The sequence below is a fragment of the Streptomyces sp. NPDC002619 genome (assembly GCF_042889305.1).
GTDB lineage: Bacteria > Actinomycetota > Actinomycetes > Streptomycetales > Streptomycetaceae > Streptomyces.
On the sequence record NZ_JBIAQV010000059.1, the window covers coordinates 375 to 15,475 of the forward strand.

At 71.4% G+C, this 15,101-nt stretch carries 14 protein-coding genes and 1 pseudogene; 12 read left to right on the forward strand and 3 right to left on the reverse strand.

Translation table 11 applies throughout. The annotated features are described in order from the left end of the window. Together ACFYXB_RS40550 and ACFYXB_RS40555 are read left to right on the forward strand one after the other, a co-directional pair. Positions 1-1,218 (forward strand): hypothetical protein (locus ACFYXB_RS40550; protein WP_389590132.1); only part of this gene is annotated, 1,218 nt, incomplete at its 5' end. Further along, positions 1,110-1,913 carry a hypothetical protein gene (locus ACFYXB_RS40555; RefSeq protein WP_389590133.1) on the forward strand — a complete coding sequence of 268 codons (804 nt, stop codon included), beginning with the start codon at positions 1,110-1,112 and terminating at the stop codon, positions 1,911-1,913. The genes ACFYXB_RS40550 and ACFYXB_RS40555, both read left to right, overlap by 109 nt. 87 nt (positions 1,914-2,000) lie before the next feature. Here ACFYXB_RS40555 and ACFYXB_RS40560 read toward each other — a convergent pair whose 3' ends face one another. Next, on the reverse strand, positions 2,001-3,284 hold the full coding sequence (locus tag ACFYXB_RS40560; protein ID WP_389590100.1) for a DUF1015 domain-containing protein: 1,284 nt from the start codon (positions 3,282-3,284) through the stop codon (positions 2,001-2,003). A 73-nt stretch (positions 3,285-3,357) separates the two neighbouring features. Here ACFYXB_RS40560 and ACFYXB_RS40565 point away from each other — a divergent pair, with 73 nt between their 5' ends. The 4 genes from ACFYXB_RS40565 to ACFYXB_RS40580 all read left to right on the forward strand — a co-directional run bounded on the left by ACFYXB_RS40565 (position 3,358) and on the right by ACFYXB_RS40580 (position 7,456). Continuing rightward, positions 3,358-4,386 (forward strand): HAD hydrolase-like protein, encoded by a 1,029-nt coding sequence (locus ACFYXB_RS40565; protein ID WP_389590102.1) that lies wholly within the window; start codon positions 3,358-3,360, stop codon positions 4,384-4,386. An 81-nt stretch (positions 4,387-4,467) separates the two neighbouring features. Then, the gene (locus tag ACFYXB_RS40570) at positions 4,468-5,511 is read left to right on the forward strand and encodes an iron chelate uptake ABC transporter family permease subunit (protein ID WP_351352894.1); all 1,044 of its coding nucleotides are present in this window, start codon (positions 4,468-4,470) and stop codon (positions 5,509-5,511) included. 20 nt (positions 5,512-5,531) lie between these two features. Continuing rightward, the gene (locus tag ACFYXB_RS40575) at positions 5,532-6,587 is read left to right on the forward strand and encodes a FecCD family ABC transporter permease (protein WP_389590104.1); all 1,056 of its coding nucleotides are present in this window, start codon (positions 5,532-5,534) and stop codon (positions 6,585-6,587) included. Beyond that, the gene (locus ACFYXB_RS40580; RefSeq protein WP_389590106.1) at positions 6,584-7,456 is read left to right on the forward strand and encodes an ABC transporter ATP-binding protein; all 873 of its coding nucleotides are present in this window, start codon (positions 6,584-6,586) and stop codon (positions 7,454-7,456) included. Before ACFYXB_RS40575 ends, ACFYXB_RS40580 begins: the two co-directional genes overlap by 4 nt. Here ACFYXB_RS40580 and ACFYXB_RS40585 read toward each other — a convergent pair. Further along, positions 7,440-7,787, reverse strand: coding sequence for an SCP2 sterol-binding domain-containing protein (locus ACFYXB_RS40585; RefSeq protein ID WP_351352903.1), 348 nt, complete (start codon positions 7,785-7,787; stop codon positions 7,440-7,442). The two genes, ACFYXB_RS40580 and ACFYXB_RS40585, sit on opposite strands and share 17 nt — an antisense overlap. 42 nt (positions 7,788-7,829) lie before the next feature. On the opposite strand from ACFYXB_RS40585, the gene ACFYXB_RS40590 reads away from it, so the two are divergent. The 6 genes and pseudogenes from ACFYXB_RS40590 (at position 7,830) to ACFYXB_RS40615 (ending at position 13,608) form a co-directional block, all read left to right on the forward strand. Continuing rightward, on the forward strand, positions 7,830-8,114 hold the full coding sequence (locus ACFYXB_RS40590; RefSeq protein ID WP_389590108.1) for a hypothetical protein: 285 nt from the start codon (positions 7,830-7,832) through the stop codon (positions 8,112-8,114). A gap of 56 nt (positions 8,115-8,170) precedes the next feature. Continuing rightward, the gene (locus tag ACFYXB_RS40595; protein ID WP_351352909.1) at positions 8,171-8,986 is read left to right on the forward strand and encodes a TlyA family RNA methyltransferase; all 816 of its coding nucleotides are present in this window, start codon (positions 8,171-8,173) and stop codon (positions 8,984-8,986) included. Continuing rightward, positions 8,983-9,888: an NAD kinase gene (locus ACFYXB_RS40600; protein ID WP_351352912.1), complete on the forward strand. Its 906-nt coding sequence runs from the start codon at positions 8,983-8,985 to the stop codon at positions 9,886-9,888. Before ACFYXB_RS40595 ends, ACFYXB_RS40600 begins: the two co-directional genes overlap by 4 nt. Before the next feature lie 184 nt (positions 9,889-10,072). Beyond that, positions 10,073-11,791: a DNA repair protein RecN gene (recN, locus tag ACFYXB_RS40605; protein ID WP_389590135.1), complete on the forward strand. Its 1,719-nt coding sequence runs from the start codon at positions 10,073-10,075 to the stop codon at positions 11,789-11,791. Positions 11,792-11,816: 25 nt separating this feature from the next. Continuing rightward, positions 11,817-12,149 (forward strand): annotated as a pseudogene (locus ACFYXB_RS40610) (hypothetical protein); the annotation flags it as partial. Positions 12,150-12,165: 16 nt separating this feature from the next. Continuing rightward, positions 12,166-13,608 carry a recombinase family protein gene (locus ACFYXB_RS40615; protein WP_389590110.1) on the forward strand — a complete coding sequence of 481 codons (1,443 nt, stop codon included), beginning with the start codon at positions 12,166-12,168 and terminating at the stop codon, positions 13,606-13,608. Between the two features lie 124 nt (positions 13,609-13,732). Here the strand turns inward: ACFYXB_RS40615 and ACFYXB_RS40620 are convergent, their stop codons facing one another. After that, complete coding sequence (locus ACFYXB_RS40620) at positions 13,733-15,082, reverse strand: replication initiator (RefSeq protein WP_389590136.1); 1,350 nt, start codon at positions 15,080-15,082, stop codon at positions 13,733-13,735. Positions 15,083-15,101: the final 19 nt, after the last annotated feature.

Sequence of the window (15,101 nt, forward strand, 5' to 3'; positions counted from 1 at the left end):
GTGACCGCGGCGGCGACCGGGGTGACCGCGGCGGCCTCCGCCGCGACGACAGCCGTGGTGGCTACGGCCGGCGTGACGATCGACGTGATGACCGCCGAGATGACCGACGTGACGATCGTCGGGGTGATGACCGCGGCGGCCTCCGCCGCGACGACAGCCGTGGTGGCTACGGCCGGCGTGACGATCGTCGCGACGATCGCCGAGATGACCGCGGCGGCGACCGGGGTGACCGCGGCGGCCTCCGCCGCGACGACAGCCGTGGTGGCTACGGCCGGCGTGACGATCGACGTGATGACCGCCGTGACGATCGACGAGAAGGCGGCGACCGTGGCCCGCGTCCCGCATACCGTCGCGACGACCGTTCCGGTGGTCCTCGCCGCGACGACCGCGACCGAGGTCCCCGTCGCGACGACCGGGGTGACCGAGGCGAACGTCCCCCCTACCGCCGTGACGAGCGTGGCGAACGTCGGGACGACCACCGTGGCGGTGGCTACGTTCGGCGTGACGACCGCCGTGACGACCGGCGTGACGACCGGCGAGACGGTGACCGCGGTGGTTACCGTCGCGACGACCGAGGCGACCGCAGGGACGGCGACCGCGGTGGCTACCGCCGTGACGACAACCGGGGCGACCGCGATCGTGGCTACCGCGGTGAGCGTCGCGACGACGACCGCGGTGGCTTCCGGCGTGACGACAGCCGTGGTGACAGCCGTGGTGGCTACGGCCGGCGCGACGACCGCGGCGGCGACCGCCGTGATGACCGGCGGGACGGTGACCGTGGTGGTTACCGTCGCGACGACCGAGGTGATCGCGGAGACCGCGGTGGCTTCCGGCGCGACGACAACCGCGGGGAGCGTGGCGGCTTCCGTGGCCGGGACGATCGTGGCTACCGCGGTGAGCGTCGCGACGACGACCGCGGTGGCTTCCGGCGTGACGACAGCCGTGGTGACAGCCGCGGCGGCTACGGCCGGCGCGACGACCGCGGCGGCGACCGGGGCGGCCGTCCCGGTGGCTTCCGGGGTCGGCCCGGTGACGACCGGCGCGGCGGTGGCCGCTTCCGCGACGACCGGGACCGGGACCGCGATCGGGACCGTGAGCCCATCAAGCGGCTGCCCATCCCCGAGGACGTCACGGGCGACGAGATCGACAAGGACGTACGGCAGGAGCTGCAGAGCCTGCCCAAGGGGCTCGCGGAGGACGTTGCCAAGAACCTGGTGATGGTCGCCCGGCTCATCGACGAGGACCCCGAGGGCGCGTACGCCTACTCCAAGGTGGCCCTGCGGTTGGCGTCGCGTGTCGCCGCCGTACGCGAGGCCGGCGGGTTCGCGGCGTACGCGAACCAGAAGTACAGCGAGGCGCTTGCCGAGTTCCGGGCCGCGCGGCGCATGACCGGCAACGTGGACCTGTGGCCGGTGATGGCGGACTGTGAGCGTGGGCTCGGGCGGCCGGAGAAGGCGCTGGACATGGCCGGAGCCCCCGAGGTGCACAAGCTGGACAAGGCCGGGCAGGTCGAGATGCGGCTCGTCGCCGCCGGTGCCCGGCGTGACATGGGTCAGCTGGACGCGGCCATCGTGACGCTGCAGAGCCCGGAGCTGGCCTCCAACTCCGTGCAGCCGTGGACCGCGCGCCTGCGCTACGCGTACGCCGACGCCCTCCTCGCCGCGGGCCGGGAGAGCGAGGCCCGCGAGTGGTTCGCCAAGGCCGTCGAGGCCGACCGGGACGGCAGCACGGACGCCTCCGACCGGCTGGCCGAGCTGGACGGCGTCGAGTTCGTCGACGCCCTGGACGAGGATGAGGACGAGGACGAGGACGAGGACGGGGACGAGGCGGAGTCGCGGGGCGCCCACCAGGCGGACGGCGACAGCGACAGCGACGACGGCGACAGCGACGACGGAGACAGCGACAAGGACTGACGTACGTCGGTGAGTGAGGGCGGGAACCCGGAGGTATGTATCCGGGTTCCCGCCCTCTTCGCGTTTCTGCGGGCGGCCTGCGGGCGGTCAGAGGTCCAGCGCGCGCAGCACCAGTCCCGACGCCGGCTTCGGGCCGAACGACGTCGACTTGCGGGGCATCGTCACGCCCTGGCGGGCCAGGTCGCGTACGACATCTTCGCGGACCGGGTGCATCAGGACCGCCGTTCCGCCGTCGCGTTCCGCCTTCTCGACCGTGGCCGCCGTGTCGTGGATGTAGGCGATGTCGGCCGGGGAGTCCTCGGGGATGTGCCAAACGTGGTCGAGGAGCGCGGCGTGCAGGACGGTCGCGTCCAGGGTGCGCCAGGCGGCGGGGCGGTCCGTGGGGATCGTACGGGCGAGGAGGCCCGGGTCCGGCTGGTCGATCAGATGGAAGGCGCCGTCCCCGGCGAGCAGGAAGGCGTTGCCCGCGCAGGCCGCGTCGGCCAGCGCCGCCAGGGCATCGGCGAGAGGTGTGTCCAGTCGTCGTACCCGGAACAGGCCCTTCAGCGCGACCAACGCGTCCGCCACCGGCAGGCCGTGCAGCAGACGGTGGATGGCGCGGACGCGCAGCGGGTAGCGGACCGTGTCGACCAGCAGGACCAGGCCGTAGTCCCAGGGGCTGGGCGAGCCGTGCTCCGCGCGTAGAAGCCGATAAGTTGCCCAGCGGTGGTGGCCGTCGGCGATCAGGGCCTGGTGGCGGGTCAGGTCCGACTGGACGAGGGACACCTCGGCGGGGTCCGTGAGCGACCAGAGGCGGTGCTGGAAGCCGTCCTCGGTGATGGTCGCGAGGAGCGGGGGACGGTCGGCGGTGCGCTCGATGACGTCGGCCGTGGTGCCGTTGCCGCGGTAGGTCAGCAGCAGGGGCTCGAGGTTCGCGCAGGTGGCGCGCATCAGGGCCGCGCGGTCCGCGACGACAGGCGGCATGACGTCCTCGTGCGGCAGGACGACGCCCTCCACGGGGTCCGAGATGTGCAGGGCGCCGATGATGCCGCGCTGGAGCATGCCGTTGCCGTCGCGCTGTTCGTAGACGTACAGGCCCGGTTCCGGGTCGGTGGTCAGCACGCCCTCGGCCAGCCAGCGGCGCAGGGTGTCGGCGGCCTGCTCGTTGCGGGCGGTGGGGGTGTCGGCCTGCGGGAGGATCAGCCGGACGATGTTGTGCGGGTCGGCCGACTGGAGGTGGTTTACTCCGTCGGGGCGTACGACGACGTCGTACGGCGGGGATGTGACGGCGGCGAGGCTGCCGACCCGATCGGGGTCGTAGCGAAGGCCTCGGAACGGGATCAGTTCCAGGCCTCGGCGCGCCGTTGCTTCCGGGTGACCTGCTGTCTTCATCTCGGCATCGTACGTGTGTCAGTGGCTTGGGGGATGATCGGGGGAAATCGGAGCAATCGAGGAGCGATGCGGAATGAGCCAGGGCGTCAGGACGAGGCCCGAGGGCAGTGGACAGGCCCTGAGCGCGGCGTACGACACGGCGCTGCTCGATCTGGACGGGGTGGTGTACGCGGGGGGCAACGCGATCGTGCACGCGGTCGAGTCGCTCGAGGTCGCCCGTGCGGGTGGGATGCGTCTGGCCTATGTCACCAACAACGCGCTGCGCACGCCTGACGCCGTGGCGGGGCATCTGACGGAGTTGGGGATACCGACGGGTGCCGGGGAGGTCATCACCTCGGCGCAGGCGGTCGCGCGGCTGATCAGCGAGCAGGTACCGCGGGGGTCGCGGGTACTCGTGGTCGGCGGTGACGGGCTGCGGGTGGCGCTGCGCGAGCGCGGACTGGAGCCGGTCGAGTCGGCGGACGACGATCCGGCGGCGGTCGTGCAGGGGTACGGCGGGCCCGAGCTGACCTGGGGGCGGTTCGCGGAGGCGTCCTATGCGGTGGCGCGTGGGGTGCCGTGGTTCGCGTCCAACACGGACCTGACGATTCCGAGCGGACGGGGGATCGCGCCGGGCAACGGCGCGGCCGTGGAGGTTGTCCGGATTGCCACGGGTGCCGAGCCGCAGGTGGCGGGCAAGCCGCTGCCGCCCATGCACCGGGAGACGATCCTGCGGACCGGCGCCGAGCGGCCGTTGGTGGTCGGGGACCGGCTGGACACGGACATCGAGGGGGCCTTCAACGGTGGGGTCGACTCGCTGCTCGTCCTGACCGGTGTCACCGACGGGGCGCAGTTGCTCGCCGCGCCGCCGGGGCACCGGCCGACGTATGTCGACGCCGATCTACGCGGGCTGCTCACCGGCCAGCCCGAAGTCAGCCGCGAGGGGGACGGTTTCCGCTGCGGCGGGTGGACGGCCAAGGCAGGTGACGAGCGGCTGGACCTTGCGGGTGACGGCGAGGCCCTCGACGGGCTGCGCGCCCTGTGCGCGGCGGCCTGGACGGCGGCCGGGGAGGGTGCGTGCGAGCTGGACGGGGGGAAGGCGTTGGCGCGGCTGGGGTTGTGAGCTCGGGCGGGTCCCTCCGGTGAACCCCAAGGGTCGCCCTCGGCATCGAGGTCGGATGCAAGGGTAGGCTAACCTAATCTCGTGTTGGTCGACAGTCCTCCCGAACAGCGCGCGGCGTCCGTTTCCGCGCCCCCAAACCGACGGGCGATACGGTCTGTTGGGCTCCTCGTCGCCGTGGCGATCCTGGTGCTCGTCGCGCTGGCGAGTATCGCGATCGGCGCCAAAGAGCTCTCGCCGGAGCTGGTCTGGCACGGCCTGTTCCACGACTCCGGGACGTACGGCGACGTCGTCGTCGACGAGCGGCTGTCGCGCACCGTCCTCGGTCTGCTCGCCGGTGCCGCGCTCGGTCTGTCCGGGGCGGTGCTCCAGGCGCTCACCCGCAATCCGCTGGCGGACCCCGGGCTGCTCGGCATCAACGCGGGCGCCTCGGCCGCGGTCGTCACGGCCATCACCTACTTCGGTGTCACCAGCCTGAGCGGCTATGTGTGGTTCGCGTTCGCCGGCGCGGCCGTCGTCGGCGCGCTGGTCTGGTTCCTCGGCGGCAGCCGCGGGGCCACGCCCGTCCGGCTGGCGCTGGCCGGTACGGCGATCAGCGCCGCCCTGTACGGCTATCTCCAGGCCGTGATGATCACGGACGACGCGGCGCTGGGCAAGATGCGCTTCTGGACGGTCGGTTCACTGTCCTCGGCGACCGACGCGACGATCACACAGGTGCTTCCGTTCCTCGCGGTCGGCACGGTCCTCGCCCTCCTGCTCGCCCGGCCGCTGAACGCGGTGGTGATGGGCGACGACACCGCCCGCGCTCTGGGCGCCCACCTGAACCGCACCCGGGCGCTGGCCATGCTCGCCGCCACCGTGCTGTGCGGCGCCGCCACCGCCGCATGCGGTCCGATCGTCTTCGTCGGCCTGATGGTCCCGCACGTCGTGCGCTCCTTCACCGGCCCCGACCTGCGCTGGATCCTGCCGTACGCCACGATCCTGTCGCCCGTGCTGCTGCTCGGCGCCGACGTCGCCGGCCGGATCGTCGCGCGGCCCGCGGAGCTCCAGGTCGGTATCGTCACCGCGATCATCGGCGGCCCGGTCTTCATCTTTCTCGTACGACGGCGGAGGACGGCACAGCTGTGAGGACCCCCACCACGAGAACTGTGAAGACCCCCACCACGAGCCGTGCCGTCCGGGCGGTGCGCACCCCCGGCGGGCTCTCCGTCCGCCTGGACCTGCGTGCGCTGACCGTCGTCGTCCTGCTGCTGGCCGCCGCGCTCGCCGCCGGCGTTCTGCTGATCGGCACCGGGGACTTTCCGATCCCGGCCGGCGACGTGCTCAGGACGCTGCTCGGACACGGTGACCGGGGACAGGAGTTCATCGTCGACGAACTCCGCCTCCCGCGCGTCCTGGTCGGACTGCTGGTCGGCGCCTCCCTCGGCCTCGGCGGCGCCCTGTTCCAGTCCATCTCCCGCAATCCGCTGGGCAGTCCGGACGTGCTCGGCCTCTCACAGGGCTCCACGGCCGGCGCGCTCGTCGTGATCGTCCTGATGTCCGGGTCCGCCACCGAGGTCACCCTCGGCGCGCTTGTCGGCGGACTGGTCACCGGGCTCGCCATCTATCTGCTCGCCTGGAAGCAGGGCGTGCCCGGGTACCGGCTCGTCCTGGTAGGCATCGGCGTCTCCGCGATCGTCACGGCCGTCAACGGCTATCTGCTCACCAAGGCCGACCTCGTCGACGCGGCCCGCGCGGTCGTGTGGATGACGGGTTCGCTCAACGGCCGCGACTGGGAGCAGGTCTGGCCGCTGCTCGGGCTGTGCGCCGTCCTCGTACCGCTCGTCCTCGCGGGCGCGCGCGGGCTGCGGATCACGGAAATGGGCGACGACGTGTCGTACGCCCTGGGCGTGCGTGTCGAGCGCGTACGGCTGCTGCTCATGGTCTCGGCCGTCCTGCTGACCGCGGCCGCGACCGCCGCCGCCGGTCCCGTCGGCTTCGTGGCGCTCACCGCGCCGCAGCTCGCCCGGCGTCTGACCCGCTCGCCGGGACCCAACCTGGTGCCCTCCCTCTGCATGGGCGCCGCCCTCCTGGTCACCGCCGACTGGGCCTCCCAGCGCGTCTTCGGCGCCGACCAGCTGCCCGTGGGCGTGGTCACCGGTGTCCTCGGCGGCATCTATCTTCTGTGGCTCCTGGTCACCGAGCGCAAGGCGGGCCGGATATGAACGCCACCGGCGAGACGTACACCGCCGGCGACACGAACAAGCGAAGGAGCACCGTGAACCGCCTGTCCGCCGAGAGCGTCACCCTCGCCTACGACCAGCGCGTCATAGCCGAGCAGTTGTCGGTGGAGATCCCCGACAACTCCTTCACGGTGATCGTCGGCCCGAACGCCTGCGGTAAGTCGACGCTCCTGCGGGCCCTGTCACGGATGCTCAAGCCCAGCGAGGGCCGGGTGCTGCTCGACGGGCAGGTCATCCAGTCGATGCCGGCCAAGAAGGTCGCGCGCACGCTCGGTCTGCTGCCGCAGTCGTCCATCGCGCCCGACGGGATCACCGTCGGCGACCTGGTGGGCCGCGGCCGCTATCCGCACCAGGGCATCCTGCGGCAGTGGTCCGCCGAGGACGAGCGGGTCGTCCAGGAGTCCATGGCGCGGACCGGGGTCGCCGAGCTCGCGGACCGCCATGTCGACGAACTGTCCGGCGGCCAGCGGCAGCGCGTGTGGATCGCCATGGCGCTCGCCCAGCAGACCCCGCTGCTGCTGCTCGACGAGCCGACCACCTACCTCGACATCCAGCACCAGATCGACGTCCTCGACCTGTGCGCCGAACTGCACGAGGAGCAGGGCCGCACCCTGGTCGCGGTCCTGCACGACCTCAATCACGCGGCCCGGTACGCCACCCACCTCATCGCCCTGCGCGGTGGACAGGTCGTTGCCGAGGGCGCGCCGCACGACATCGTCACGGCCGAGCTGGTCGAGGAGGTCTTCGGGCTGCGCTGCCAGGTCATCGACGACCCGGAGACAGGGACGCCCCTGGTGGTGCCGGCGGCGCGCAAGGCACGCGCGCGCGTGACGGTTACAGAAGCTTCCTGAGCCGGAACAGGTCGAGGAGGTTCGCCTCCAGGCGAACGCGCCCCGAGCCCCAGGCCTTGGCGAAGTTCAGCTCGCCGTCGACCAGGGACACCAGGTCGTCGCCGGCCATGGTGAGCCTGATCTGGGCCTTCTTCGGCGGTGGTCCCGGAAGGGTCTCGTCGACCACGATGCGGCCGCCGGTCAGACGCCCTACGAAGGTCACATCCAGGTCGGTGATGTGGCAGCTCACCGAGCGGTCGAGCTCCGCCGCCGCCCGGACACCGCCCTCGGCGCCCCGCATGTTGTCCGAAAGCTTCTCGAGTGCGGCTCGGCACTCCTCGATCGTGGCCATCGCGACCGACGGTACCCCAGCGCTTCGAGGTAGCGTCTGGGCATGAACGACTCTGCGCCGGAGACCGAGGGCCCCCAGGAAGCAGCGGCCGAGACCGGGTACGACCCCGCCGCCCCCGCCCCGCTGCACGTCCCCCGCACCCCCACCGGCAACCCCGAGGTGGACGCCCAGCTGGAGCGGCTGGCCGACGCCGACCACCTCGCCACCGACGGGCACGTCGAGGCGTACGAGGATGTGCACCGGGGGCTGCGCGACGCGCTCACCGCGCTCGACGCCCGCCCGGGATCTCCGGCTCCCACCCGCCACCCGACCACCACCCCTCAATGAGACCCTTCGGGTCACACCTATTGAATTGTCGTACGGGAACAGGAGCTGAACCGAACGTGGCAGGAGTCGCACGCCGTCGTCTGGACGCGGAGCTGGTCCGCCGGAAGCTGGCGCGCTCGCGTGAGCACGCCGGCCAGCTGATCGCCGCCGGGCGGGTCAGCGTCGGCAGGACCGTGGCGACCAAGCCCGCCACCCAGGTCGAGACGGCCGCCGCGATCGTCGTCACGTCCGACGACAGCGACCCCGAGTACGTCTCCCGGGGCGGCCACAAGCTCGCCGGCGCGCTCGAGGCCTTCGTACCGCAGGGACTCGTCGTCGAGGGGCGGCGGGCGCTGGACGCCGGCGCGTCCACCGGAGGCTTCACCGACGTCCTGCTGCGCGCGGGCGCCGCGCACGTCGTCGCCGTGGACGTCGGCTACGGACAACTCGCCTGGTCACTCCAGAATGATGAACGCGTCACCGTCAAGGACCGTACGAACGTACGCGAGTTGACGCTTGAGGCGATCGATGGGGAGCCTGTGGATCTTGTCGTGGGGGATCTGTCCTTCATCCCGCTCGGGCTGGTGCTGCCCGCCCTGAAGCGGTGCGTGAAGCCGGACGCCGACCTGGTGATGATGGTCAAGCCGCAGTTCGAGGTCGGGAAGGAACGGCTGGGGAGCGGGGGAGTCGTACGGAGTCCGCAACTGCGGGCGGAGGCCGTGCGGGGCGTGGCCGCGAAGGCGTGGGAACTGGGGCTCGGGGTGCGAGGGGTCACCGCCAGTCCGCTGCCCGGGCCGTCCGGCAATGTCGAGTACTTTCTGTGGCTGCGGGCCGGGGCACCGGAACTGGACCCGGCCGATGTTGACCGTGCAGTGGCGGAGGGGCCGCGTTGACTCAGGATCGAGCTCGTACTGTTTTCCTGCTCGCCCACACCGGGCGGCCCGCGGCCATTCGCAGCGCCGAGCTCGTGGTCAAGGGGCTTCTCCGGTGTGACATCGGGGTGCGCGCGCTGGAGGAGGAGGCGCGTGACATCCCGCTGGCGGAGGAGGTGGAGCTCGTCAAGGAGGCGACTCCGCAGTCCCTCGACGGGTGCGAGCTGCTCATTGTGCTGGGTGGCGACGGCACGCTGCTGCGCGGTGCCGAGTTCGCCCGGGCCTCCGGCGTGCCGATGCTGGGCGTCAACCTCGGCAGCGTGGGGTTCCTCGCGGAGGCCGAGCGGGACGACCTCGACAAGGTCGTCGACCGGGTGGTCAGCAAGTCGTACGAGGTCGAGGAGCGGATGACCGTCGATGTCGTCGTGTACCGCAACGGGGACATCGTGCACACGGACTGGGCGCTGAACGAGGCGGCCGTGCAGAAGGCCGGCGCCGAAAAGCTGCTCGAGGTCGTGCTGGAGATCGACGGGCGGCCGGTGACAGGGTTCGGGTGCGACGGGATCGTGCTGTCGACGCCGACGGGTTCCACGGCGTACGCCTTCTCCGCGGGCGGCCCTGTGGTGTGGCCCGAGGTGGAGGCGTTGCTGATGGTGCCGATCTCCGCGCATGCGCTGTTCGCGAAGCCGTTGGTGACGTCGCCCGAGTCCGTGCTTGCGGTGGAGGTGCTGCCGCATGTCTCGCCGGGTGTGTTGTGGTGCGACGGGCGGCGGACGATCGAGTTGCCGGCCGGGGCGCGGGTCGAGGTGCGGCGGGGGGCTGTGCCTGTGCGGCTTGCCCGGTTGCATCATGCGTCGTTCACGGATCGGCTGGTGGCGAAGTTTGCGTTGCCCGTTTCTGGGTGGCGGGGGGCGCGGCAGTAGCCATCTGGGGGATTGAGGAGCGCGGGCGGCTGCGGGTGGGCTGTGGCTGCTCGTGCCCACGCGGCGGAGCCGCATATCGACAACGCCCCGCGCCCCTTTCGGGGCGCGGACACCCGCCCGAGTGACAAGGGTGCCTCGCACTCTCCACCCCGGACCTCGTAAGGTCGTGTCCGTGTTGGAGGAGATGCGGATACGGTCGCTCGGAGTCATCGACGATGCCGTCGTCGAGCTGTCGCCCGGGTTCACCGCCGTCACCGGTGAGACGGGTGCGGGCAAGACCATGGTCGTCACCAGCCTGGGGCTGCTGCTGGGCGGGCGCGCGGATCCGGCGCTCGTGCGGATCGGGTCCAAGAACGCGGTCGTGGAGGGGCGGCTCACCGTACCCGCGGGCGCGTCGGCCGTCGTACGGGCCGAGGAGGCCGGCGCCGAGCTCGACGACGGGGCGCTGCTCATCAGCCGTACCGTTTCCGCCGAAGGGCGCTCCCGGGCGCACCTCGGCGGGCGCAGTGTGCCCGTGGGGGTGCTGGCCGAGCTGGCCGACGAGCTGGTGGCCGTGCACGGGCAGACCGATCAGCAGGGGCTGCTGAAGCTGTCCCGGCAGCGGCAGGCGCTCGACCGGTACGCCGGGGACGCGGTCGCGGGGCCGCTCGCCAAGTACGGCGAGGCCTACCGGCGGCTACGGGCCGTCTCCGCCGAGCTGGAGGAGATCGTCACACGCGCGCGTGAGCGGGCCCAGGAGGCCGACATGCTGCGCTACGGGCTCGACGAGATCGCCGGTGTGGAGCCGCGCGCCGGTGAGGACGTGGAGCTGGCGGAGGAGGCCGAGCGCCTCGGGCACGCCGAGGCGCTGTCGTCCGCCGCGACCGCCGCACACGCCGCGCTCGCGGGCAACCCCGAGGACCCCGAGAGCATCGACGCGGCGACCCTGGTCGCGGGCGCCCACCGGGCACTGGAGGCCGTACGGTCCCACGACCCGGCCCTCGCCTCGCTCGCCGACCGGATCGGCGAGGTCGGAATCCTGCTGGGCGACGTGGCGGGCGAGCTGGCGGGGTACGCCGACGATCTGGACGCCGACCCGCTGCGGCTGGCGGCCGTGGAGGAGCGGCGGGCCGCGCTGAACGCCCTCACGCGCAAGTACGGCGAAGACATCGCCTCCGTGCTCGCCTGGGCCGAGCAGGGCGCCGCGCGGCTGACCGAGCTGGACAGCGACGACGACCGGATCGGCGAGCTGACCGCCGAACGGGACGCGCTGCGCACCGAACTGGGCGGACTCGCCCAGGCGTTGAGCGACGCGCGCACCGAGGCCGCCGAGCGGTTCGCGGCGGCCGTGACCGCCGAGCTGGCCTCGCTCGCGATGCCGCACGCGCGCGTGTCCTTCGCCATCCGGCAGACCGAGGACCCGGAGGGCGTCGAGGTCGGCGGGCGGACGGTCGCGTACGGGCCGCACGGCGTCGACGAGGTGGAGCTGCTGCTCGCCCCGCATCCGGGTGCGCCGCCGCGGCCGATCGCCAAGGGCGCGTCCGGCGGTGAGCTCTCGCGTGTGATGCTGGCCGTGGAGGTCGTGTTCGCGGGGACCGATCCCGTGCCGACGTATCTCTTCGACGAGGTCGACGCCGGTGTGGGTGGCAAGGCCGCAGTCGAGATCGGGCGGCGGCTGGCGAAGCTGGCGAAGACCGCTCAGGTCGTCGTCGTCACCCATCTGCCCCAGGTCGCCGCGTTCGCCGACCGGCAGCTGCTCGTCGAGAAGACCAACGACGGCTCGGTCACCCGGTCCGGCGTCAAGGTGCTGGAGGGCGAGGAGCGGGTCCGGGAGCTGTCGCGGATGCTGGCCGGGCAGGAGGACTCGGAGACGGCACGGGCACACGCGGAGGAACTGCTGGCCACGGCCCGCGCGGACGGCTAGCGGGCGAGGCCTCTAGGCTGGCGGGATGATCAACCGTCTCCCCCGCAGGGGCAGCTCCTTCGCACTCGCCGCCGCGCTCACCCGCGCCGGGGCCGCCGCGCTGCGCGCCTGGGCGCCGGGCGGACGGGAGCGCTGGGAGCGGACCAACTATGCAGGGCGTACGGTCGAGTTGTACGCCGGACCCGCGAGCGCCCTGGCAACAGCGGCCTGCGCGGGGCGCGTCCAACCCGTCGCCGGGTTCGCGGTGCTCACGGCGGGGGCCTGCGGCGCGTACGACGATGTCGCCGGGGCCGGTGACGAACGGCGGGGCTTTCGGGCGCATCTGACCGCGCTGATGGACGGTGATGTCATGCCTGGCTAATACAGTATTTGACATGAGCCGATCCAAGTTAAAAGCGATCACACCGGGCGAGCCCGCAGCCATCTACTGCCGCATCTCGCACACCAAGGACGATGATCAGACCGGGGTCGACCGGCAGGAACGCATCTGCCGGGACATCGCCCAGCGGCTTCAACTCCGTGTCGACTCGGCCCACGTCTACGTGGACAACAACCGTTCGGCATGGCAGCGCAACCGCAAGCGGCCGGGTTGGGAAGAGATGCTGAAAGTGATGGGGGAAGGAGAGATCCGACACGTCATCGTCTACCACCCCGATCGTCTCATGAGGCAACCCAGGGACCTCGAAGAGCTGCTCTCCATCGCCGACGACAAACGCATCCTCCTGCACGGCGAGGCGAACCGACGCGACCTGTCAGACCCTGACGACCGGTTCATTCTCCGCATTGAAGTGGCCCACGCATGCCGCTCTTCTGACGACGCGTCACGACGAATCAGGGACGCGTTGGTGGACAAGGCGCGCGGGGGAGAGCCCCACGTGGGCAACCGTCCTTACGGCTACACCAGCGACGGCCGCGCGATCATCGATGAGGAAGCGGAGATCGTACGAGAGGTCTTCCGCCGCTACTTGGACGGTGAGTCGCCAGACCGTATCGCCCAGGATCTCACGGCACGTTCGATCCTCACGACGAGGGGCAAGGCATGGCAGCCTGAGAACGTACGTCATTTGCTGTCGTCCAACTTCGTGGCAGGTATCCGAATCCACCAGGGAGAAGAGGTGGGAGTCGGGGCGTGGCCCGCCATCATCGACCGTGGGCAGTGGGACGAGGTCCAGCGGTTCCGGGAATACCGAGCCGAGCGCTCCAGGGAGCAGCAGAGGCGACCGACCCGGTACTACCTTCTGCGCGGAGCGGTGACATGCGCATGTGGGGCACGCATGGCTGGTACGAGGGGCAGCCGGGGTGCCTACTACCGGTGCACTCACGCCGACACCACGGATCAGAGGAAATGCAATCGCTCGATCTTGGCGGAACCCCTCGAGGATTTTGTGCGCGACGTGACGATCAAGGTGCTGGCCAAGCTTGACACCTCAGGCTATGAGCCTGCGATGACCACGCGCCCTGAGGCCGATGTCCTCGCCGACGAGAAGGACCGGGCGAAGTTGGAGGAACTCAAACAGCTGTGGCTCAATGATGACGACTTCACAACCGCCGAATTCCAAGCCATGCGCGCACCCATCCTTAAGCGGATGAAGGAACGCCAGCGGAAGACCGTCAGGCGACCGATCGCCGTCTTGGACGGCATCGCTGGCCCTGACGCCGAAGCCAGCTGGAGGAGACTGGAGAAGGAGGAGGACTACGCCCGTATGAACGCGATCTACCGGTTCCTCTTTGCCGCCGTTGTGGTCCGGCCGCCGACGAGGAAGGGCAGGGGGTTCGACACTGACCGGGTGGACATCAAGCCGAACCCGCTGGATTAGGAGTCCTTCCGTGCAGGGCCGAGGAGCCGCGCGAGTCGCGCAGCGCTCTTCGGCCCTATTCGTGTGGGGAACTTGGCCGCCTGGCGCTCGACTGCCCGAGCCCACTGTTCGCTGTGGCGTCTCGTCACCGGGGCACCTCACGCTCGTCCCGGGCGATCTCGCGGTTCGTGGCGATGTCCTCGGCGACTCCAGCGGCGATGAGAGCGGCGCCGGGGGTGTGGCCGGAGCCGATGTAGCGCCAGTGCCGTTCGGTGACCGTATCGGGCATGTCGGCGTGGCCCATGTGGCGGGCGCGTTGGGCGCGGAGTGCTGCGTAGGTGGTGGAGTAGGCGCGGGATTTGGTGAGGATGTGGCCCCGGTAGCCGAGGGTGTGAGCCCAGGAGCGCAGGCGCAGAGGTCCGAACTCCGGAAGGCCGCCGAGGCGCCAGCAGGCGCGCATGAGGTTTCGGACGTGTTCGCTCACGGCCGCCGACTCGATGTCGGCCCAGGTGGTGAGCGGGTGGTCGGTGCCGGCGCCGGTCTCGCTCGCGCCCTTGGTGACGTACTTCGCGACGTACGCGGCGACGGCGTCATCGTCGGGTCCGTCGCCGTCGGCGTGCAGGGGCCGGGCATCGACCTGGACGCCCCAGCGCAAGACCAGCTCGCCTACGGCCCGGCTGTAGGCGGTGCGGACTAGGACCCGGCGGGCGGCCGCGTGCACGGCGTCGGTGAGCACTTCCGCCGTGCCCCAGGTGGGGGGTTGGTCGTCGGGTCCGTTCGGGCCGTCGAGGCGGACGACGGCGTGGACGTGGACGGCGGCGCGTTTCTGGTATTCGGCGACGCGGGCGAAGGACAGCCGGGCGTGCTGGGCAAAGTGCGACTGTACGAGGCCGACTGAGGAGGCCAGGCGCCGCCGTATGTCGATGACGAACCGGTCCCACAGCTTGGAGGCGTGTGCGTGCCACAGGACGTGGCCGGTGTAGTCGTAGCAGTCGACGCACAGCGGCTGGCCGACAACCGGCGCATCCGAGGCGTGGATGGCGCCGCAGCCGAGGGGACGGCCGTGATCGCAGGTGCCGCCGTCTCGGCGGGGACGGCACAGCTCCCCGGCACGGTGCACCGGCCCGAAGGACGGAGCGGTGAGGGTGACGAAGAGCCGGGGCCTGTGGCGCACCGTATCGGGGACGTTCTTGCCGCCGAGGAGACCCGCGCGGACCAGGTGGAAGGTGTCGCCCGCGTGGAGGCGGGAGCATCCGGGGCAGACGGTGGCGCGGCGGTTGCGGCAGCGGACCAGGAGGCGTTCGCCCGGCTCATGGCCGGTGTCGTAGTGGCTCAGGATCTCGCCGGTGGTGCCGTCCAGAGTGGTGGTCGAGCCAGACAGGTGGACGGGGTGGGAGCAGCCGCCGGTGGCGGTGATCTGCTTCAGCAGGCGGGGGAAGTTGGGGTCTTGGGCGAGGCGGATGGCGTCGCGGTCTGCTTCGGGGAGCTGACGCAGGCGCGCCGCGCGCTCGAGG